The organism is uncultured Xylophilus sp. (assembly GCA_913776965.1).
GTDB lineage: Bacteria > Pseudomonadota > Gammaproteobacteria > Burkholderiales > Burkholderiaceae_C > Xylophilus.
Genome location: CAJYQL010000096.1, coordinates 1 through 21,110, shown reverse-complemented (window position 1 = coordinate 21,110; position 21,110 = coordinate 1). Strand labels below are relative to the sequence as shown.

The window sequence follows — 21,110 nt, the reverse complement described above, 5'->3', positions numbered from 1 at the left end:
GCCCTCGAGCGGCGAACGGCAGGGCTTCGTGCCCGGAGTGCCGCCTGAGGGCGGCGCAGCGTCAGGCGCCCGGCTGTTGCTGGCGCTCGAACGGCAGCTGCACGTCGGCCAGGTCGCGGCGGGTTTCGACCAGCACCAGCGGGCCGTCGTCCACCGCGACGACCGGCGGGCGCTCGCGCGGGACATGCACCGGCTTCGGTTCGGCGGCCAGGGCCGCCTGTGCCGCGGCGATCTTGTCCGCATCGGAGTTCACCCACTGCAGGCCGCTGCCCTCGGCCACACGGGCGAGTTCATCGACCGGCAGGACGAACGCTGGCGCGGAAGCCGGAGCGGCGGACGTTGCATCCGCCGCAGCTGCGACGGCCGGAGCGGGTGCGGCCACCGGGGCTGGAGCCGGTGCGGCGACCAATGCAGCCGCGGCTTCCACCGGCGCGGCAGGCGCCGGCGCAAGTGCAGCCGGGGCGTCGTGCGTCGACGCGACGGCCACGGCGCTTTCGACCGGCAGCGCGTCGGCGCTCACGGCCGGCGCACGAGCGGCAGGCTCGCGACGCGGGGCCCGCGGCCGGCGCTCGGCCGGTGCGTCCCGCACTTCGGGCGTCACATCCTGCGGCGCGGTCGGGCTGCTCTCTGCGACAGGAGCGACAGCCGGTGCGGCCGTGCGGAACGCGTCGAAGATGCCCCCCTGCACCGGCGCATCCGCGTTGGCTGGCGCATCGCCGGCCGCGCGGTCGTCGTCCGCCGTGCGCTCGGCGCGGTCGCCCCCACGCTCGCCCCGCTCGCGGCGGTCGCGGCCGTAACGGTCACGCGAACGGCGCTGGCGCGGCTCTTCGCCGTCGCCCTGCGGGGCCTGCTGCGCTTCGGCAGCGGCCTGCTGGATCGCGGCATCGACCACGGCGACGCTCTCGCCCGGGGGCAGAACGCGGTCGTCCGCGAAAGCGGCGGTGTCCACGCCGGTAGCGCCGGCTTCGCCCGCGATGCCGTCCGGCACCGGTGCGTCGCCACGCGGGGCCCGGTCGCCCCGTCCGCGGCGGCCGCCTTCGGACCGCTCGCCGCGTGCACCACGCTCGCCACGCTCACGGCCTTCGCCGCGCGGGCCGCGTTCGCCCCCGCGCCCGCCGCGGTCGGACGGCGCGCGGCCTTCGTCGTGCGGCGATGCCGCGGCTACGCCTGCGACCGCGCCGGCTGCCAGCGGGTCCGCGGTGCCGTCGGTCGGCGGCAGGCGGTCGGGCGATTCGCGGTTCTCGCGCGGCTCGCGGCCTTCACGACCCCGGCCGCGGCCTTCGCCACGGCCCTCTCCGCGGGCATCCCCTCGGCCTTCGCGACCCTCGCGGCCACGGCCTTCGCCGTCGCGCAGCGGGCGGGCCTCCAGCGGCCGGTCGCCGCCTGCACCGCGCTCCATGCGTTCGCCGCGCTCGGGGCGTTCACCGCGTTCCACGCGCTCGCCGTTGCGGCCTTCGCCCCGACGGCCGCCCCGCTCACCGCGTTCCCCCCGTTCGCTGCGCTCGCCGCCACGGCCTTCGCCGCGCCGGCCGTCGCGCCGTCCTTCACCGCCGCGGCCGCCCCGACGGGCGTCGTCGGCCGCAGCGGCAGCCGGTGCGGGCGCCGGCACCGGTGCCGCCACCGGGGCGGGCGGCGGGCCGAAGCCGAACAGGCTTTTGAGCCAGGCCAGGAAGCCGATCTCCATCGGCGGTGCGACGGGCGGTGCTGCGGGCGGCGGCGGGACCGGCACAGGCGCCTCGGCAGCGCGCGGTGCGGGCGCCGGACGCGGCACGGCCTGGGGCGCCGGGGCGTCGGGTAGCACGCCCTTGATCACCGGCGTCTGCTTGTTGGTCGGCTCCTGCGACCGGCGGGTCACGGTCGTCGCATCCTCGGCCTCCTCGGCGAGCGTGTAGCTGGCCTGGATGTGGTCGAGGCGCGGGTCGTCGTGCTTGAGCCGCTCGAGCTTGTAGTGCGGCGTCTCCAGCGACTTGTTGGGCACCATCAGCACGGTCACGCGCTGCTTCAGTTCGATCTTGGCGATCTCGGGACGCTTCTCGTTGAGCAGGAAGGACGCGACCTCCACCGGCACCTGGCAGCGCACGGCTGCCGTGTTGTCCTTGAGCGCTTCCTCCTGGATGATTCGCAGGATCTGCAGCGCTGAGCTTTCGGTGTCGCGGATGTGGCCGGCGCCGCCGCAGCGCGGGCAGGGGATCGACGAGCCTTCCGACAGGGCCGGCTTCAGGCGCTGGCGGCTCATCTCCATCAGACCGAACTTGCTTATCGAGCCGAACTGCACCCGGGCGCGGTCCTGGCGCAGCGCGTCGCGCAGGCGGTTCTCGACCTCGCGGCGGTTCTTGCTCTCCTCCATGTCGATGAAGTCGATCACGATCAGGCCGCCCAGGTCGCGCAGCCGCATCTGGCGCGCCACTTCGTCGGCGGCTTCCAGGTTGGTGCGGGTCGCGGTTTCCTCGATGTCGCCGCCCTTGATCGCGCGGGCCGAGTTCACGTCGACCGACACCAGCGCTTCGGTATGGTCGATCACGATGGCGCCGCCGGACGGCAGGCTCACCGTGCGGGCATAGGCCGACTCGATCTGGTGCTCGATCTGGAAGCGGCTGAACAGGGCCGCATCGTCGCGGTAGCGCTTCACCTTGCCGGCATGCTCGGGCATGACGTGCGACATGAACTGGTGCGCCTGTTCGTAGATGTCGTCGGTGTCGATCAGGATGTCGCCGATGTCGTTGTTGAAATAGTCGCGGATCGCGCGGATCACCAGCGACGATTCCTGGTAGATCAGGAAGGCGCCCTTGCCGCCCTTGGCTGCGCCGTCGATGGCGGTCCAGAGCTTGAGCAGGTAGTTCAGGTCCCACTGCAGTTCGGGTGCCGAGCGGCCGATGCCGGCGGTGCGCGCGATGATGCTCATGCCCTTCGGGTAATCGAGCTGGTCCATCGCCTCCTTCAGCTCGGCCCGGTCCTCGCCCTCGATGCGGCGCGACACGCCGCCGCCGCGCGGGTTGTTGGGCATCAGCACGACGTACCGTCCGGCGAGCGACACGAAGGTGGTGAGCGCAGCACCCTTGTTGCCGCGCTCTTCCTTCTCGACCTGGACCAGCAGCTCCTGGCCTTCGCGGATCACCTCGTTGATGCGCGCCTGGCTGGGCGAGACGCCCTCGGCGAAATACTGCTTGGAGATTTCCTTGAACGGCAGGAAGCCGTGGCGGTCCTCGCCGTAGTCGACGAAGCAGGCCTCCAGCGACGGCTCGACGCGGGTGACGACCGCCTTGTAGATGTTGCCTTTGCGCTGCTCGCGCCCTTCGATCTCGATTTCGTAGTCGAGGAGTTTTTGTCCGTCGACGATGGCCAGGCGGCGTTCTTCGGCCTGCGTGGCGTTGATCAGCATCCGCTTCATGATGCGTTTCCTTCGATTCGTTCCGTGGCGGCTGCGGTGCCGGCGCTGCTTGCGCCGCGGACCGTGCCGCCGGGTCCTGCGACCCTCCTACATGCCCCCTGCGGGGCCCACGATGCCTGAACCGATGCCTGGAAACGACTGAAGGGGAATGGCCATGATGCTGCGGATGCCGGGGCTGCGATCAGCCTGGCAGACGGGGCGGGGGCGCGTGGATGGGGGCGAGGGGCGGGCGCCGGGGCGGCGCCGCCGAGGGGTGTGCCGTCTCGGCCCACCCGATGGTCGCGGAGCCCGCGCACGCGACCACGGGCGGTGGCAGCAGCCAACGCCAGAGGAGAGTGAACAGGGCCAGCAACACGGGAATGTCTCGCTTCGATCCGTCGGCCTGCCCTCTGCCGCGAGAGGCGCGTGGCGGGCCGACTGGTTTTCCGTTTCGGTGTGTTTTCAGGGAATCGGCTCGATCCGGAGCTTCGGTGGACCGGCGCCCGCAAAAGGGGCGGGCGTGGGTCGTGGAAACGTCCGATGGCATCGGCCTGCCGGCGTGCGCAAGGGGCGGCTGGACTAAACTCCAGAAAAATCAACCACTTACAGCGTCACGCCAGTGAAACAGATTATAGGGGGCAAAGCAGTGGCCTCCGCGCCCGCCGCGAAACAGCTCACGGTCGAGGAAGACGGCGCGGGCCAGCGCCTGGACAACTTCCTGATCCGCCACCTGAAGGGCGTGCCCAAGACCCATGTGTACCGGATCATCCGCAGCGGCGAGGTGCGGGTGAACAAGGGCCGCGCGTCGGCCGACGACCGCGTAGCGCTGGGCGACGTGGTGCGCATTCCGCCGGTACGGGTGTCCGAGGCGTCAGAAGAGAAGGCGGCCCGGCCGGCGCCGGCGCGCGAATTCCCGATCCTGCTCGAGGACGAGCACCTGATCGCACTCGACAAGCCGGCCGGCACAGCGGTGCACGGCGGCAGCGGCGTGAGCTTCGGCGTCATCGAACAGTTGCGCCAGGCACGCCCGCGGGCGAAGTTCCTAGAACTGGTCCACCGGCTCGATAGGGAAACCTCGGGCATCCTGCTGGTGGCGAAGAAACGTTCGGCCCTCACCGCGCTGCAGGACCAGTTCCGGGAGCGCGAGACCGGCAAGACCTATCTCGCGCTGGTCGCCGGAGCATGGCCTGCCAACCGCAAGGTGCTCGACCAGCCCCTGCGCAAATACCTGCTGCCCGACGGCGAGCGTCGGGTGCGGGTGACCGGCAAGGACGATCCGGAAGGCATGCGCTCGCTGACGCTGGTGCGGGTCCGCCACGACGTCCCGGCCCGACCGGACCACGGTCTGCCCGCCTTCTCCCTGCTGGAGGTCACGATCAAGACCGGTCGCACCCACCAGATCCGGGTGCACCTTGCGCATGCGGGCCATGCGATCGCCGGCGACGACAAGTACGGTGACTTCGCGCTCAACCGCCAGCTGCAGAAGCTCGGCCTGTCGCGCATGTTCCTGCATGCCTGGCGGCTGCAGTTCACCCATCCGGCCAGCGGGTCGCGGGTCGAGCTGCACGCGCCTTTGCCGCCCGAACTGCAGGTGTGGGCGGGCGAGGACGGCGCGCCGGCGTAGCCATCTGGACGCCATGGCGCCTTTGTATAGTCGGCACACATGCATCCGACCGCCCCGACCCGCCGCTTCGACCTGATCGCCTTCGACTGGGACGGCACCCTCTACGACTCCACCGCGATCATCGTGCGCTGCATCCAGGCCGCGGTGCGCGACGTGGGCGGCACCGTGCCCGACGACTGCGCCGCCGCGTACGTGATCGGCATGAGCCTGCACCAGGCGCTCGCCCATGCGGCGCCGGACGTGCCGCCGGAGCGCTATCCGCAGCTCGGCGAGCGCTACCGCCACCACTACCGGCTGCACCACGACAACCTGAGCCTGTTCGACGGCGTGCTGCCGCTGCTCGACGCGCTGAAGGCTCGCGGGCACCTGCTGGCGGTCGCGACCGGCAAGAGCCGGCGCGGGCTCGACGAGGCGCTGGACTCGGTCGAACTGCGCGGGGTGTTCGACACCTCCCGCACCGCCGACGAAACCGCCGGCAAGCCCGACCCGCGCATGCTGCACGAACTCATGGCCGAGACCGGCGTGGCACCCGCGCGCACCCTGATGATCGGCGACACCACGCACGACCTGCTGATGGCGCAGCGCGCCGGCTGCGCGAGCCTCGGCGTGAGCTACGGCGCCCACACGATCGAGGCGTTCGGTGCGCTGGCGCCCCTGCACGTCGCCCATTCGGTGGCCGATCTCGCGGCCTGGCTGGCCGCGCACGGCTGACGCGGCGTTACAACGCCGGGACGGCGTGGGTGTTGCGGCTGGCATACTGATCCGCAACCTCCACCGCCTCCGTCCCCAGCATGACCGAACCCGTCTTCCGCGATCCCCTGGATCCGCAGGAAAATAGCCCTCCAGCGCCCGTCGGTACTGCGTCTTCAGCTTCCAAAAAGATAGCGGACGGCGGTGCGGGCTGGGAACGCGCGACGCTGGAGAAACTGGCCTTCGCCTCCCTGCGCGAACAGCGCGCCGCCCGCCGCTGGAGAACCTTCACCCGCCTGGCCTGGCTGCTGTTCCTGGTCACGATCGCCTGGATCCTGTTCCACCGCGCGGCGCCGACCACCACCAAGACCACGCCGCACACCGCGGTGATCGACATCAAGGGCGAGATCGCCGAGGGCGCCGAGGCGAGTGCGGAATTCGTCGTGTCGGCAATGCGGACCGCCTTCGAGGACGAGGGTTCGCAGGCGGTGGTGCTGCTGATCAACTCCCCCGGCGGCAGCCCGGTGCAGGCCGGCATCATCAACGACGAGATCGGCCGGCTGAAGGCCAAGCACAAGAAGCCGGTGTACGCCGTGGTCGAGGAGACCTGCGCCTCGGCCGCCTACTACATCGCCGCCGGCACCGACCAGATCTTCGTGGACAAGGCGAGCATCGTCGGCAGCATCGGCGTGCTGATGGACGGCTTCGGCTTCACCGGCCTGATGGACAAGCTCGGCGTCGAGCGGCGCCTTCTGACTGCTGGCGAGAACAAGGGCTTCCTCGACCCGTTCAGCCCGCAGAACGAGCGCCAGCGCCAGTACGCGCAGCAGATGCTCGACCAGATCCACCAGCAGTTCATCGCGGTGGTGAAGGCCGGGCGCGGTACCCGGCTGAAGGAAACGCCTGAGACCTTCTCCGGCCTGTTCTGGACCGGACAGCAGGCCGTCGAGATGGGCCTGGCCGACAAGCTCGGCAACCTCGACTACGTGGCCCGCGACGTGGTGAAGGCCGAAGAGGTGGTCGACTACACCCGCCGCGACAACGTCGCCGAACGTCTGGCGAAGAAGTTTGGCGCCGCGATGGGCGCGGGCGCCGTCCACGCCCTGAAGCAGGTGCCGGCGCTGCGCTATGACGGTCGCGGCCGCAGCACGCGGCCCGCTGCCAGGCACAGCACGACCGCCGCGGCCACCACCAGCCAGAGCGCGGCGGTGAGTGACGACAGCCCCGCCAGGAAGCCGATCACCGGCGGTCCGCCCATGAAACCCAGGTAGCCGATCGCCGATACCGAGGCGATCGCGCTGGCCGCCGGCGTGCCGGGCACCGTGGACGCGGCGGAAAACAGGATCGGCACGATGTTGGCGAAACCGATCCCGGCCAGCGCGCATCCGGCGAGGGCCAGCGGCGTGCCGTCGGCCAGCAGCAGCAGTGCAATGCCGGTGGCTGCGACCGCGGCGCTCGCCTGCAGAAGTCCGCGCGGCGACCACCGGGCCCGCGCCCGGTCGCCGCCGAACCGGGCCGCCGCCATCGCGGCCGAGAAGGCGGCGTAGGCGAGGGCGGCCTGCTCCTGCGGACTGCCGATCGCGCGCTGCAGGTACAGCACGCTCCAGTCATACATCGCGCCCTCGGCCAGCAGGCCGATTCCAGCCAGGACCCCCAGCGCCAGCAGCAGGCCGCGCGGCCGGCCGGTCGTGGCTGCATCCGTGGCTGCGGCGGCAGAGGCGGGTGCCACGGTCATCCCGCGTGTGGCGACCAGGATCGCGACCGCCATGAGCGCCGCCACCCAGAGCAGGTGCGTCTGCGCTGCCACGGCGCGCGCCAGCAGCAGGCTGCCGAAGCCGGCGCCGGCCATGCCGCCCACGCTGAACATGCCGTGCATGCTGCTCATCAGTGCGAGGCGGTCGCGCTGCTCGAGCGCTGCGGCCTCGGCATTGATCGCCACGTCGAACAGCCCGTTCGCGACACCGAACACGGCGAGCATCGCGAGCAGCGCCGGGTACCCCGGCATCGCGAGCAGTAGGGCGATGCCCGTCGCCATGGCCAGTCCGCAGGCGGTGCAGATGCGGCGCGTGCCGTGGCGGGCGATCCACCGGCCGGCCCGCGACAGGCCGAGCAGTGCGCCGACGCCGGCGGCGAGCATCGCCAGGCCGAGCGCCGTTTCGCCGACGCCGTAGTGCGCACGGACCGTCGGGATGTGCACGCCCCAGGTCGCGAACAGGAAGCCCGAGCAGAAGAACAGGGTCCGCGCCGCATGGCGCGCGCCGCGTCCGGACGTCACCGGCCGATCGCGAACACGGCCGGCGTCGCGTTGTCCGGCGCGTCGGCCTGCGGCTGCCGGCGCCACGCCTGGACCGTCGCGCTGCGGGTGCGGCCCGCGGCCAGCGTCAGCCCGTGGCTGACCGCGAGCCGGGTCGTGGGCTGGAGCGTGGCGAGCAGCGCCTGCAGCACCGCCGCGTTACGGTAGGGCGTCTCGATGAAAAGCTGGCTCTGGCCGCTGCGGCTCGCCAGCGCTTCGAGCGCCCGGATGCGGTCGGCGCGTTCGGCCGGGTCCTGCGGCAGGTAGCCGACGAAGGCGAAGTTCTGTCCGTTCAGCCCGCTCGCCGCGAGGGCCAGCAGCAGCGAGACCGGGCCGACCAGCGGCAGCACCGGAATGCCGAGTTCGTGGGCCGCCCGCACCACCGAGGAGCCGGGGTCGGCGATGGCCGGCATGCCGGCTTCGCTGACGAGCCCGATGTCGTGACCGGCCAGCGCCGGCGCGAGCAGGGGCCGGGCGTCGAAGCCGCCGCCGTGGTCGCCCTTCTTGTGCACCGCCCGCGGCAGTTCCTGCAGCGACTGGGCCTGCAGCGGGGCCGCGAGCGGATGCAGCGCATCGACCCGCTTGAGGTAGGCGCGGGTGGTCTTGGCGTTCTCGCAGATCCAGTGGGTCAGCCGCGCGGCGGTGCGCAAGGTGCCGGCCGGCAGCACCTCGTCCAGCGGCGCCTGCGCGGCGCAACCGAAATCCAGCGGCCCGGGGACCAGGTAGAGCGTTCCGGGCGATCCGGCCGGGGACGGGGCCATCAGATGCGCACTCCGGCCGCGCGCAAGAGCCGGCAGGTGCGGATCAGCGGCAGGCCGACGAGCGCGGTCGGGTCGTCGCTGTCGATCGCTTCCAGCAGCGCAATGCCCAGCCCCTCGCTCTTGGCGCTGCCCGCGCAATCGTAGGGCTGCTCGGCCTGCAGGTAACGTTCGATCTCGGCGTCGGTCAGGGTGCGGAACCGCACCTGCACCGCGGCCCGGTCGACGGCTTCGTAACCGCTCGCCACGCAGACGACGGCGACGGCGGTCTGGAACACCACCGTGCGGCCGCGCATCCGCTGCAGCTGGGCCACCGCGCGTTCGTGCGTCCCGGGCTTGCCGAGCGGCGCACCGTCCAGGTCCGCGACCTGGTCCGACCCGATCACCACGGCCTCCGGACACTGGGCGGCGACCGCGCGCGCCTTCGCCAGCGCCAGGCGGTCGGCCAGTGCGGCCGGGGCTTCGCCGGGGCGGGGCGTTTCATCGACGTCGGGCGACATGACCTCGAACGGCAGGCGCAGACGCTCCAGCAGTTCGCGGCGGTAACGGGAGGTCGATCCGAGCACCAGCGGCCTGCCGCCGGACGGCGTGGACAACAGGGCGGCGAGGTGGGTCAGGTCGGGCGAGGTCATCGGTCGATTCTCTTACACTGGTCCAATGAAGAAAGCGTTCGATTCCGCCCATCTGGACATTCCCGCCTTCGCCCAGGCCGGCGCGGAACTGGAAGACGAAGCGCGGCTGCAGGACTTTCCCCGCCTGATGGAGGAAACCGGAGGCCAGGGCGCCGACCGCGCGGTGGGCTGGGTCGTCCGCGGCGAGTGGCGGTCCGTCGCCGGCGGCGCGGCACAGGCGTGGCTCCATTTGTCGGGCGACACGGTGCTGCCGCTGGTGTGCCAGCGCTGCCTGGAGATCGCCGATATCGCGGTCGGCTTCGAGCAGATCTTCCGCTTCGTCGCCGACGAGGCGACCGCCGAGGCCGAGGACGACGCATCCGACGAGGACCTACTCGTCACCAGCCGCGATTTCTCGCTGCACGATCTTGTCGAGGACGAGCTGATCATGGCGCTGCCCGCGGTGCCGACGCACGACGTCTGCCCCACGCCGGTGAAGCTGGCGGTGCAGGACGCGGCATTCGACGCCGCCATGGACGAGAAGCCCCATCCATTCGCGGCGCTGGCGAACCTGCAGAAACCCGAATCGGACCGCTAGTCGCCGCCGCGCTATAATCGCGGGCTTCGCGCAAATTCCTGGGCGTCATACCGCCGACACAGACCGTCGGCCTGCTGGGTTTTTTAGCGCATCCACCACCCAACCGATCCAGGAGCCACCATGGCAGTTCAGCAAAACAAGAAGTCCCCCTCGAAGCGCGGCATGCACCGTTCGCACAACGCGCTGACCGTGCCGGGCATCGCGGTCGAGCCGACCACCGGCGAAACCCACCTGCGCCACCACATCAGCCCGAACGGATTCTACCGTGGCCGTCAGGTGCTGAAGAACAAGTCCGAAGCCTGATTCCGCTCAGCCCACCGAGGCCCGGCGCTACGATTTCCGTAGCACGGGCCTTTGTTTCGATGGCCGTCCATCGTCCGTGTTTCCCCAGCCGCCCGACCGGCGCGGCGTCGTACCCATGATCACTCTGGCAGTCGATTGCATGGGGGGCGACCACGGCCCCCGCGTCACCCTTCAGGCGTGCCGCCGTTTCCTCGATACCCATCCGGATGCCCAGCTGCTGCTGGTCGGCACGGCCGACGGCATCGGCAGCTTCGCGCATGCCCGTGCGCGCATCGTGCAGGCGACGGAAGTCGTCGCGATGGACGACCCGGTGGAGGTCGCCCTGCGCCGGAAAAAAGATTCCTCGATGCGCGTCGCCATCCAGCAGGTCAAGGACGGCGCCGCGCAGGCCGCGGTCTCGGCCGGCAACACCGGCGCGCTGATGGCGATCGCCCGTTACCTGCTGAAGACGCTCGACGGCATCGACCGCCCGGCGATCGCCTATCCGATGCCCAATGCCAAGGGCGGTGCCACGACGGTGCTCGACCTCGGCGCCAACGTCGACTGCACGGCCGACCATCTGCTGCAGTTCGCGGTGCTCGGCTCGGCCTTCGCGTCGGTGCTGCAGCAGACCGACCAGCCGACCGTCGGTTTGCTCAACATCGGCGAGGAAGTCATCAAGGGCAGCGAGGTGATCAAGCAGGCGGGCGAACTGCTGCGCGCCGCCGGCGCCAGCGGCGACCTGAACTTCCACGGCAACGTGGAGGGCAATGACATCTTCAAGGGCACGACCGACATCGTGGTCTGCGACGGCTTCGTCGGCAATGTCGCGCTCAAGGCGAGCGAAGGCGTGGCGACGATGATCGGCCAGTTCCTGAAGGCCGAGTTCTCGCGCAGCCTGCTGACCAAGGCGGCCGCGGCCGTCGCCATGCCGGTGCTGTCGGCGCTCAAGAAGCGCATGGACCACCGGCGCTACAACGGTGCGGCCCTGCTCGGGCTGCGCGGCCTGGTCTTCAAGAGCCACGGCTCCGCCGACGACTTCGCGTTCGAGCAGGCGCTGCTGCGGGCCTACGACGCGGCGCGCAACGACCTGCTCGCCCGCGTGCAGACGCGCATCGCGCGGGCGGCCCCGCTGCTGGCGGGCGCCCGCGAAGAAGTCGCCATCCAGGCCGCGCTGCGCTGAACGCGGCCCGCGGCCAGAATCACGGGACACCATGAGACGCTATTCCCGCATCGCCGGCACCGGCAGCTTCCTGCCGCCGCGCCGGCTCACCAATGCCGACCTCGCCGCCGAGCTGGCCGGCCGCGGCGTGGAGACCTCGGACGAGTGGATCGTCGAGCGCACCGGCATCCGCGCCCGCCATTTCGCGGCGCCCGACGTCGCCAGCAGCGACCTGGCCTTCGAAGCATGCCAGCGAGCCCTCGAAGCCGCCGGCGTCGGCCCGGCCGACATCGACCTGATCATCGTCGCCACGTCCACGCCGGACATGGTGTTCCCCTCGACCGCCTGCATCCTGCAGAACAAGCTGGCGCAGACCTCCGAGGCCGCGCGCGGCATCCTCGGCTGCGCGGCCTTCGACGTGCAGGCGGTGTGCAGCGGCTTCGTCTATGCGCTGGCGGTGGCCGACTCGATGGTGCAGACCGGCGCCGCCCGCCGCGCCTTGGTGGTCGGCGCGGAGGTCTTCTCGCGCATCCTCGATTTCAACGACCGCACCACCTGCGTGCTGTTCGGCGACGGTGCGGGCGCCGTGGTGCTGGAAGCCAGCGACACGCCGGGCATTCTGTCGACCGACCTGCATGCCGACGGCCGGCACGTCGGCATCCTGTGCGTGCCGGGCAACGTCTCGGGCGGCTTGGTGCTGGGTGATCCGCTGCTCAAGATGGACGGCCAGGCCGTGTTCAAACTCGCGGTCGGCGTGCTGGAGAAGGCCGCGCATGCCGCGCTGGCCAAGGCCGGCAAGACCGAGGCCGACATCGACTGGCTGATCCCCCACCAAGCCAACATCCGCATCATGCAGGGCACCGCCAAGAAGCTGAAGCTGCCGCTGGAGAAGGTGGTCGTCACCGTCGACCAGCACGGCAATACCTCGGCCGCGTCGATTCCGCTGGCGCTCGACAGCGCGGTGCGCGCCGGTCGCATCCAGCGCGGCGACACGCTGCTGCTCGAAGGCGTGGGTGGCGGCTTCACCTGGGGCGCGGTGCTCCTGAATCTGTAGCTGCCTGCGCAGGCGGGGCCTGCGCTGGAGCGGTTTTTTCTTCTCATTTTTTCGCAAGAGGTGCGCATGGTCTCGTCCTTCGCTTTCGTGTTCCCGGGCCAGGGCTCGCAGTCGGTCGGCATGCTCGACGGCTGGGGCGACCATCCCGCCGTGGTGGAAACGGTGCGCGAAGCGTCCGACGCCCTGGGCGAGGACGTGGGCCGGCTGATCCAGGAAGGCCCGAAGGAGGCGCTGGCGCTGACCACCAACACCCAGCCGGTGATGCTGGTGGCGGGCGTCGCGGCCTGGCGCGCCTGGAAGGCCGAGGGCGGTGCCGATCCGGTCGCGGTCGCGGGCCATTCGCTCGGCGAATACGCCGCGCTGGTGGCGGCCGGCGCCCTGACGCTCGCTGACGCAGCGCCACTGGTGCGCTTCCGCGCGGCGGCCATGCAGGAAGCGGTGCCGGTCGGCGCCGGCGCGATGGCGGCGATCCTGGGCATGGACGCAGCGAAAGTGATCGCCGGCTGCGCCGAGGCGGCAGCCACCTTCGGCGCCGGCTCGCCGGAGGTGGTCGAGGCGGTCAACTTCAACGATCCGGCGCAGACCGTGATCGCCGGCAGCAAAGCGGCGGTCGAGAAGGCCTGCGAGATCCTCAAGGCGAACGGCGCCAAGCGGGCGCTGCCGCTGCCGGTCTCGGCGCCGTTCCACTCCAGCCTGATGCGGCCCGCGGCAGACAAGCTGCAGGAGCGGCTCGCCGCCACCACCTTCGTCGCGCCGCGCATCCCGGTGGTCAACAACATCGACGTGGCGGTCCAGACCGACCCCGACGCGATCCACGATGCGCTGGTGCGCCAGGCCTTCGGCCCGGTACGCTGGGTGGAGTGCGTGCAGGCGCTGGCCGCCCGCGGCGTCACCCACCTCGTCGAATGCGGCCCGGGCAAGGTCCTGACCGGCATGGCCAAGCGGATCGACGCGAACCTGACCGCGTCCGCCCTGTACGATCCGGCCACCCTGGCCGAGGTCCGCGCGCAACTCGGCTGACCGGCCCTGCCGGCTGTCCTCGTTTTTCCATTTTTTGAATCCATGACCGACAACTCCTCTGCCGGCCAGGTCGCCCTGGTCACCGGTGCCACCCGCGGCATCGGCGCTTCCATCGCCGCCGAACTCGCTGCGCGGGGCTTCCGCGTGATCGCCACGGCCACCACCGAGGAAGGCGCCGGCCGGATCGGCGCGGCGCTCGCGCCCAGCGGTGGCGAAGGCCGCCGGCTCGACGTGACCGACGCCGGTGCCCTCGATGCCCTGGTGGACGGCCTGATCGGCGCCTACGGCGGCCTCCACGTCCTCGTCAACAACGCCGGCATCACCCGCGACAACCTCGCGATGCGGATGAAGGACGACGACTGGGACGCGGTGATCGACACCAACCTGAAAGCGGTGTTCCGCCTGTCGCGCGCCGTCGTGCGGCCGATGATGAAGCAGCGCTACGGCCGCATCGTCAACATCACCAGCGTGGTGGGCGCTTCCGGTAACCCGGGGCAGGCCAACTACGCCGCGGCCAAGGCCGGTCTTGCCGGCATGACCCGGGCGCTCGCCCGGGAACTGGGCTCGCGTAACATCACCGTCAACTGCGTCGCGCCCGGCTTCATCGATACCGACATGACGGCCAGCCTGCCGGAAGCGCAGCAGAAGGCGCTGCTCGGCCAGATCCCGCTGGGCCACCTGGGCAAGCCGGCCGACGTGGCGCACGCAGTCGCCTTTCTCGCCAGCCCGCAGGCGGGCTACATCACCGGCCAGGAACTGCACGTCAACGGCGGCATGTTCATGGCCTGAAGGCGTCCGCAGGGCGCCGGCTAAAATCCTCCATTCATTTACAACCCTCAGAGGGAATCCATGAGCGATATCGAAGCACGTGTCAAGAAAATCATCGCCGAGCAACTCGGCGTGGAAGAGTCCCAGGTCACCAACGAAAAGGCTTTCGTGGCCGACCTCGGCGCCGACTCGCTCGACACGGTCGAACTCGTGATGGCACTCGAAGACGAGTTCGGCATCGAGATCCCGGACGAAGACGCCGAGAAGATCACGACGGTGCAGAACGCCATCGACTACGCCAACACCCACCAGAAGGCCTGAGGCCTTCCTGCAGCTGAACAAGGTTTTTCGCGCATGAGCCGTCGTCGCGTCGTCGTGACCGGTCTGGGATGCATCAGCCCCGTGGGCAACACGGTGGCCGAATCCTGGTCTAACCTCCTTGCCGGCACGCCCGGCATCGACTTCATCACCCAGTTCGACGCGAGCGGCCTGGCCTGCAAGTTCGCCGGCGAGGTCAAGGGCTTCGACATCGGGCAGTACATCCCCGAAAAGGAAGCCCGGCACATGGACCGGTTCATCCACCTGGGCCTCGCCGCGGCGATCCAGGCGGTGCAGGACAGCGGACTGCCGACCGGCGATGCGCTGGACGGCGATCTGGCGAGCCGTATCGGCTGCAATATCGGTTCGGGCATCGGCGGCCTGCCGATGATCGAGCACACCCACGGCGAGCTGACCAACCGCGGTCCGCGCCGTATCTCTCCCTTCTTCGTGCCGGCCTCGATCATCAACATGATCTCGGGCCATGTCTCGATCCAATTCGGCTTCAAGGGCCCGAATGTGTCGGTGGTCACCGCCTGCACGACCGGGCTGCACGCCATCGGTCTGTCCGCCCGGATGATCGAATATGGTGACGCGGACGTCATGGTGGCCGGCGGTGCCGAGTCCACCGTGTCGCCGCTGGGCATCGGCGGCTTCGCCGCGGCGCGCGCCCTGTCCACCCGCAACGACGACCCGAAGACCGCGTCCCGTCCGTGGGACAAGGACCGCGACGGCTTCGTGCTGGGCGAGGGAGCGGGCGTCCTGGTGCTCGAGGAGTACGAGCATGCCAAGGCGCGCGGTGCCCGCATCTATGCCGAACTGGCCGGCTTCGGCATGTCCGGCGACGCGTACCACATGACCGCGCCCAACGTGGACGGACCGCGCCGCTCGATGGCGATGGCGCTTGCCAACGCGGGCGTCAATGCCGATCAGGTGGACTACCTGAACGCCCACGGCACGTCCACGCCGCTCGGCGACCTCAACGAGACGAACGCGATCAAGGCGACGCTCGGCGCACATGCCTACAAGACGGTGGTGAACTCGACCAAGTCGATGACCGGCCACCTGCTGGGCGGCGCCGGCGGCATCGAGAGCGTGTTCACCGTCAAGGCGCTGCACGACCAGAAGAGCCCGCCGACGATCAACATCCAACACCAGGATCCCGAGTGCGACCTGGACTACTGCGCCAACACGGCGCGGGACATGAAGATCGACGTGGCGCTGAAGAACAACTTCGGGTTCGGCGGCACCAACGGCTCGCTGGTATTCAAGCGTTTCGTCTGAGGCGCCTGCACTCGTTCATGCACGCTGCACCGTCGGTCCGTTTCCCGGTGGTGCGCTCGCGTCGAGCCGCGGTCCTTTGGGCGGCGGCCTGGATACTCGGCGCCGCTTCCGTCGGTTACTGGTCCGTGGCGGTGCCGGACGTGCCGGCCAGCATTCGCGTGATTGCCCTGCTGTGGGTGCTGGCCACCGGTGCGATGGCCTGGCATGCGTGGTACAGGTCGCCACAGGGGACGCTCGGTTGGGACGGGCAGCACTGGCATTGGGAGCCAGCCGAACGCGGCGCCTCCGAAACGCCGCCGGGCCGTATCGCCCTTTGTAGGGACCTCCAGGGTCTGATGCTCCTGCGCTTCGAGCCCGCTGCAGGTCGTGGCCGGTGGCTGTGGACCGACCACGCATCGTCGCCGCAGCACTGGCATGCGCTGCGGTGCGCCGTCCATGCCACTGCCCGCACTGCGGCACCTACGGCAGGGCTTTCCGCACCGTGAACGCGCCTGCTGCGCCTTCCCCTTCGCCGTCGGCGGGCGACAGCGACCTGCTGCTGGTCGAGCGCACGGTTGCAGGCGACCAGAAGGCCTACGGGCTGCTCGTCGTCAAATACCAACGCCGGATCGAGCGCCTGATCGGCCGCATGGTGCGCGACGCCGACCTGGTCGAGGATATCGCGCAGGAAACCTTCATCCGCGCCTACCGCGCACTGCACCAGTTCCGCGGCGACGCCCAGTTCTATACCTGGCTCTACCGCATCGCTGTCAACACGGCGAAGAAGGCGCTGGTGGACCTGAGGCGCAATCCGGTCATCTCGGAGAACGCGATGCGGTCTTCGAGCGATGAGGATGAAACTTCCTACGTCGACAACGAACTAACCAGCGAAGAAACCCCCGAAACCGTGCTGGCGGCCAAGGAGATCGCGGAAACCGTCAACGCTGCGATGGAAGCTCTTCCGGAAGATCTTCGCCAAGCCGTCACGCTGCGCGAGATCGAAGGCATGAGCTACGAAGAGATCGCGGAAGCGATGGACTGCCCGATCGGCACCGTGCGCTCCCGCATCTTTCGGGCCCGTGAAGCGATTTCGGCCAAGGTGAAGCCGCTGCTCGAAAGCCGGACCGGCAAACGCTGGTAGGCCCCGACCCATCCGCCAGGTGTCCTGAACATGACAACGATCGATTCCTCCTCCGACGCGGTATCCGCCCTGGCCGACGGCGCCCTGCACGGGCCGGCGCTCGTGGCGACACTGGACCGGCTCGCCCGCGATGCAGAAGCACAGGCGCAGTGGCATGCCTACCACCTGATCGGCGACGTGCTGCGGTCCGAGGACCTGGCCCGCTCGACGGCATCGTCCGATTTCATGGATAAGCTCCAGGCGCGCCTGGCGCAGGAAGAGATCGTCCGGCCTGTGGTGTCCGCCGCGGCGACGGTCGTACCGGCAGACCTCGCGGTGCGTCCGGCGGCCAACGGCGACAGTTTCCGCTGGAAGATGGCCGCAGGGTTCGCATCGATCGCCGCCGTGGCGGCCATCGGCTGGAATACCCTGGCCCTGACGGACGCAGGCGCCGACGGCACCACGGGAGCGATCCAGGCGCGCGCCGATACGCAGCCGCCGGTCATGCTGCGCAATGCCCAGCTCGACGAACTGCTGGCGGCGCACAACCAAGCGGTCGGCGGTGCAGCGCTGCAGTCGCAAGCCGGCTACGTGCGGAGTGCGAGTTTCGAAACGCCCCAGCATGCGCCGTCGCTGCAGCCGCAGCGCTGAGTCCGCCGTGCTGCCGAAGCCGCCATGCCTCGCATGAAGATCGCGCTGTGGTGGTGCCGCTGGGTGCCGACGCTGATGGCGAGCAGCCTGCTGGCAACGGCTGGCGGTGCAGTCGCGGCGTCGCCGGCCGAGTCGGCGCCAACGGTCCGTCCAGCCGCGGAACGCGCCGGCGTGCAGTGGCTGGTGCGGGCGCACGAGGCGTCGCGCCGCAAGACCTATGCAGGCACCTTTGTCGTGTTGTCTGCCTCGGGTGCCACCGCCAGTTCGCGGATCTGGCATGCAGGCGACGGCGACCAGCAGGTCGAGCGGATGGATGCGTTGAGCGGCACGCCGCGCACCACTTTCCGCCATAACGCGCAGGTGGTGACGTTCCTGCCGGAGTCGCGCATCGCGAAGACCGAGCAGCGCGACGCCGCCGGCCTGTTCCCCCACCTGATGCGGGTCGGCGCTGCGTCGGTCGCCCAGTTCTACGCTGTCCGCCATGCGGGCACCGAGAGGGTGGCGGGGTTCGATACCGATGTTTTGCAGCTGCAGCCGAAAGACACGCTGCGCTACGGCTACCGGCTCTGGGCGGAAAAGAAGAGCGGCTTCGCCGTCCAGCTCCAGACCCTCGACGGCGACGGTCGCATCCTCGAACAGGCCGCGTTCTCCGATCTCGACCTCGATGCGCCGGTGCGCGCCGATCGGTTGCTGCAGATGATGGCCGACACCAACGGCTACCGGATCGAGAAGGCCGAGCGGACTGCGGCGTCTGCGGCCGAAGAGGGCTGGGCGCTCAAGGCGCCGGTGGCGGGCTTCCAGCCGATGGACTGTTTCCGCCGTGTCCCGGCCAGCAGCACACCGGGATCGATGCAATGGATCTTCTCCGACGGCCTGGCCACCGTGTCCCTGTTCATCGAGCCGTACGGCACCCGGCCGCGGCAGGAGTGGCAGAACGCGATGGGCGTGACGCAGATGCTCGGCCGCCGCGTCGGTGCGGACTGGTGGCTGGTGGCCATCGGCGAGGTTCCGGCGCAGACACTGAAGGCGTTCGCTGCGGCCCTTGAGCGGCGGCGCTGACGCCCCATGTGCGGTGTCGGCGCGACGGCTGCTGCGAGCCTCGCCCCAGCGGGTTCTTTCCCGATGTCTTTTCTGCCTGTCGCCGATCGACAGGTGATGCCCGGCCGGGCCGTTCCGGCCGTACTGTCCGAATCTGAAAGGTCCCTATGGTGCAGCTGGAGTGGAAGAAGGTGCGTTCCTATGCCGTGGTCGGCGTGCTGTCGGTCGCTGCGGCGTCGTTCGTGCTGCCGATGCGCGAAGGCGTGGCGCAATCGGCACCGATCGCGCAGCGTTCGCTGCCGGATTTCACCGATCTGGTCGACCAGGTCGGGCCGTCCGTCGTCAACATCCGGACCATCGAACGGTCCAGCCCGCAGAGTTCGGCCGAGAACGGGCTCGACGAAGACATGCTCGAATTCTTTAAGCGCTTCGGCATCCCGGTGCCGCAGCAGCCGCGGCAGGGGCCCCGCCGTTCGCCGCGGGCCCAGCCGGACGAAGACCAGCCGCGGGGGGTGGGGTCGGGCTTCATCCTGACGGCCGACGGCTACGTCATGACCAACCACCACGTCGTCGACGGCGCCGACGAGGTGCTGGTGACGCTCACCGACAAGCGCGAGTTCAAGGCCCGGCTGATCGGCTCCGACAAGCGGACCGACGTGGCAGTGGTCAAGATCGAGGCGACCGGCCTGCCGGCGGTGAAGATCGTGCCGGACCTGAGCCGGCTGCGGGTCGGCGAATGGGTGATGGCGATCGGATCGCCTTTCGGCCTGGAGAACACGGTGACCGCCGGCATCGTGAGCGCCAAGCAGCGCGACACCGGCGACTACCTGCCGTTCATCCAGACCGACGTCGCGATCAACCCCGGTAATTCCGGCGGGCCGCTGATCAACATGCGCGGCGAGGTGGTGGGCATCAACAGCCAGATCTATTCGCGTTCGGGCGGCTTCATGGGCATCTCCTTCTCGATCCCGATCGACGAGGCGATCCGGGTGAGCGAGCAACTGCGCCAGACCGGTCGAGTGTCGCGCGGCCGTATCGGCGTGGAGATTGCACCAGTCACCAAGGACGTGGCCGAGTCCATCGGCCTGGGCCGTCCGCAGGGTGCGCTGGTGCGCGGCGTGCAGGCCGGGTCTCCCGCCGAGAAGGCCGGCGTCGAGGCCGGCGACATCATCACCAAGTTCGAGGGCAAGACCATCGAGAAGACCGCCGACCTGCCGCGGATGGTGGGCAGCACCAAGCCGGGCACGAAGAGCACGGTCACCGTGTTCCGCCGCGGCGCGACCAAGGACCTGTCGATCGTGATCGCAGAAATCGAGCCCGACGAACCGACCCGCAAGCCGGTCGCCAAGGAGGAACGGACGACCCAGCCGTCCGCCGCCGCGAAGTCGCTCGGCCTGGCCGTCAGCGAATTGACCGCAGCGCAGAAGAAGGAGCTGAAGCTCAAGGGCGGCGTCCGGGTCGACACAGCGACGGACGGTGCAGCCCGCGCAGGCGTGCGCGAAGGCGATGTCATCGTCGCGGTCGCGAACACGGAAGTGAACAACGGCCGGGAATTCGAGGCGGCCGTAGCGAAGGCCGACAAGTCCAAGCCGGTCAACGTGCTGATCCGACGCGGAGAACTGGCATCGTTCGTGCTGATCCGGCCGACCCGGTGACGGTGCCGCGGGGACCCTTCGGTCGACAGGGTTGTGGGGTCTTTGGCAGGCGGATCGCGCCGTTTGCAGCTTCGCGGATGGCGAGAGCGTTTTCCGTGACGGCTAAAATCGGCTGGGTTTCACCAGCGCGTGAGCCCGGTCGGCCCGGACGATGCTGTCATTCGCAGCAGCCCAGACCCGTACACACCCGGTCCACAGGCCACCCACAACTTGTTCAGTCGGAAGGTCGGGCGAATTGTGATGAACCTGTGTATAACTTCGGGCCGGTCCGATGTTCCGGTGCGCTGGCCGACGATCCGTCGCCTGTACGGAAACGCCTTTTTGCCTACAATGAAGTCCCAACCATCGCAGTTGCCATAGATTGTTGGTTCAGGGCGCGTCGTCAGTCGACGCGCCCTTTTTTTCGTTGTGCGTTCCAGATAATTCAATCACTTAAGTGTTCCCGTTGATGAACAACATCCGTAATTTCTCGATCATTGCGCACATCGACCATGGCAAGTCGACCCTCGCAGACCGGCTCATCCAGCGCTGCGGCGGGCTGGAGGAGCGGCAGATGGAAGCGCAGGTCCTGGACTCGATGGACATCGAGAAAGAGCGTGGGATAACCATCAAGGCGCAGACCGCGGCGCTGCACTACAAGGCGAAGGACGGCCAGGTCTACAACCTCAATCTGATCGACACGCCGGGGCACGTGGACTTCTCGTACGAGGTGTCGCGGTCGCTCTCCGCCTGCGAAGGTGCGCTGCTGGTGGTCGATGCATCGCAGGGCGTGGAAGCGCAGACGGTGGCCAACTGCTACACCGCGCTCGACCTGGGCGTCGAGGTCCTGCCGGTCCTC

At 69.6% G+C, this 21,110-nt stretch carries 20 protein-coding genes and 1 pseudogene; 17 read left to right on the top strand and 4 right to left on the bottom strand.

All coding sequences use genetic code 11. The features are described 5' to 3' along the window. Positions 1 to 61 precede the first annotated feature (61 nt). Positions 62 to 3,388 carry an Rne/Rng family ribonuclease gene (locus QZ500_RS13695; protein ID WP_295855956.1) on the bottom strand — a complete coding sequence of 1,109 codons (3,327 nt, stop codon included), beginning with the start codon at positions 3,386 to 3,388 and terminating at the stop codon, positions 62 to 64. A gap of 625 nt (positions 3,389 to 4,013) precedes the next feature. Between QZ500_RS13695 and QZ500_RS13690 the strand changes: the two genes are divergently transcribed. The 3 genes from QZ500_RS13690 (at position 4,014) to QZ500_RS13680 (ending at position 6,952) form a co-directional block, all read left to right on the top strand. Continuing rightward, positions 4,014 to 4,991 carry an RluA family pseudouridine synthase gene (locus tag QZ500_RS13690; RefSeq protein WP_295855955.1) on the top strand — a complete coding sequence of 326 codons (978 nt, stop codon included), beginning with the start codon at positions 4,014 to 4,016 and terminating at the stop codon, positions 4,989 to 4,991. 39 nt (positions 4,992 to 5,030) lie between these two features. Next, positions 5,031 to 5,702, top strand: coding sequence for an HAD-IA family hydrolase (locus tag QZ500_RS13685; protein WP_295855954.1), 672 nt, complete (start codon positions 5,031 to 5,033; stop codon positions 5,700 to 5,702). An 80-nt stretch (positions 5,703 to 5,782) separates the two neighbouring features. After that, positions 5,783 to 6,952, top strand: coding sequence for a S49 family peptidase (locus QZ500_RS13680; RefSeq protein ID WP_295855953.1), 1,170 nt, complete (start codon positions 5,783 to 5,785; stop codon positions 6,950 to 6,952). 56 nt (positions 6,953 to 7,008) lie between these two features. On the opposite strand, the pseudogene QZ500_RS13675 reads toward QZ500_RS13680, so the two are convergent. The 3 genes and pseudogenes from QZ500_RS13675 to QZ500_RS13665 all read right to left on the bottom strand — a co-directional run. Next, positions 7,009 to 7,956, bottom strand: a pseudogene (locus QZ500_RS13675) (MFS transporter); the annotation flags it as partial. Continuing rightward, positions 7,953 to 8,735 carry an SAM-dependent methyltransferase gene (locus QZ500_RS13670; RefSeq protein ID WP_295855952.1) on the bottom strand — a complete coding sequence of 261 codons (783 nt, stop codon included), beginning with the start codon at positions 8,733 to 8,735 and terminating at the stop codon, positions 7,953 to 7,955. The gene QZ500_RS13670 and the pseudogene QZ500_RS13675, both read right to left, overlap by 4 nt. Next, positions 8,735 to 9,364: a Maf family nucleotide pyrophosphatase gene (locus QZ500_RS13665; protein WP_295855951.1), complete on the bottom strand. Its 630-nt coding sequence runs from the start codon at positions 9,362 to 9,364 to the stop codon at positions 8,735 to 8,737. Before QZ500_RS13665 ends, QZ500_RS13670 begins: the two co-directional genes overlap by 1 nt. Positions 9,365 to 9,389: 25 nt before the next feature. Here QZ500_RS13665 and QZ500_RS13660 point away from each other — a divergent pair, with 25 nt between their 5' ends. The 14 genes from QZ500_RS13660 to QZ500_RS13595 form a co-directional block, all read left to right on the top strand. Then, on the top strand, positions 9,390 to 9,941 hold the full coding sequence (locus QZ500_RS13660) for a DUF177 domain-containing protein (RefSeq protein WP_295855950.1): 552 nt from the start codon (positions 9,390 to 9,392) through the stop codon (positions 9,939 to 9,941). 120 nt (positions 9,942 to 10,061) lie between these two features. Beyond that, positions 10,062 to 10,244, top strand: coding sequence for a 50S ribosomal protein L32 (gene rpmF, locus QZ500_RS13655; RefSeq protein WP_011794326.1), 183 nt, complete (start codon positions 10,062 to 10,064; stop codon positions 10,242 to 10,244). Positions 10,245 to 10,359: 115 nt separating this feature from the next. Then, positions 10,360 to 11,406 (top strand): phosphate acyltransferase PlsX, encoded by a 1,047-nt coding sequence (gene plsX / locus QZ500_RS13650; protein WP_295855949.1) that lies wholly within the window; start codon positions 10,360 to 10,362, stop codon positions 11,404 to 11,406. Positions 11,407 to 11,437: 31 nt separating this feature from the next. After that, positions 11,438 to 12,439, top strand: coding sequence for a beta-ketoacyl-ACP synthase III (locus QZ500_RS13645; RefSeq protein WP_295855948.1), 1,002 nt, complete (start codon positions 11,438 to 11,440; stop codon positions 12,437 to 12,439). Between the two features lie 66 nt (positions 12,440 to 12,505). Further along, a complete protein-coding gene (gene fabD / locus QZ500_RS13640; RefSeq protein WP_295855947.1) occupies positions 12,506 to 13,459 on the top strand; it encodes an ACP S-malonyltransferase in 954 nt (317 codons plus the stop codon). 42 nt (positions 13,460 to 13,501) lie between these two features. Then, the gene (gene fabG / locus QZ500_RS13635) at positions 13,502 to 14,248 is read left to right on the top strand and encodes a 3-oxoacyl-ACP reductase FabG (protein ID WP_295855946.1); all 747 of its coding nucleotides are present in this window, start codon (positions 13,502 to 13,504) and stop codon (positions 14,246 to 14,248) included. A 60-nt stretch (positions 14,249 to 14,308) separates the two neighbouring features. Beyond that, a complete protein-coding gene (acpP, locus tag QZ500_RS13630; protein WP_003058049.1) occupies positions 14,309 to 14,548 on the top strand; it encodes an acyl carrier protein in 240 nt (79 codons plus the stop codon). A gap of 33 nt (positions 14,549 to 14,581) precedes the next feature. Then, entirely contained in the window at positions 14,582 to 15,829 is a 1,248-nt protein-coding gene (gene fabF, locus QZ500_RS13625; RefSeq protein ID WP_295855945.1) for a beta-ketoacyl-ACP synthase II, read from the top strand. 17 nt (positions 15,830 to 15,846) lie between these two features. Then, positions 15,847 to 16,314 (top strand): hypothetical protein, encoded by a 468-nt coding sequence (locus tag QZ500_RS13620; protein ID WP_295855944.1) that lies wholly within the window; start codon positions 15,847 to 15,849, stop codon positions 16,312 to 16,314. After that, on the top strand, positions 16,311 to 16,949 hold the full coding sequence (rpoE, locus tag QZ500_RS13615; protein ID WP_295855943.1) for an RNA polymerase sigma factor RpoE: 639 nt from the start codon (positions 16,311 to 16,313) through the stop codon (positions 16,947 to 16,949). Before QZ500_RS13620 ends, rpoE begins: the two co-directional genes overlap by 4 nt. A gap of 30 nt (positions 16,950 to 16,979) precedes the next feature. Beyond that, positions 16,980 to 17,579: a sigma-E factor negative regulatory protein gene (locus QZ500_RS13610; protein ID WP_295855942.1), complete on the top strand. Its 600-nt coding sequence runs from the start codon at positions 16,980 to 16,982 to the stop codon at positions 17,577 to 17,579. 33 nt (positions 17,580 to 17,612) lie between these two features. Further along, the gene (locus QZ500_RS13605; RefSeq protein ID WP_295855941.1) at positions 17,613 to 18,638 is read left to right on the top strand and encodes a MucB/RseB C-terminal domain-containing protein; all 1,026 of its coding nucleotides are present in this window, start codon (positions 17,613 to 17,615) and stop codon (positions 18,636 to 18,638) included. Between the two features lie 146 nt (positions 18,639 to 18,784). After that, entirely contained in the window at positions 18,785 to 20,272 is a 1,488-nt protein-coding gene (locus QZ500_RS13600; RefSeq protein WP_295855940.1) for a DegQ family serine endoprotease, read from the top strand. A 448-nt stretch (positions 20,273 to 20,720) separates the two neighbouring features. After that, positions 20,721 to 21,110, top strand: a 390-nt coding sequence (locus tag QZ500_RS13595; protein WP_295855939.1) for a GTP-binding protein, incomplete at its 3' end; no start/stop codon positions are given.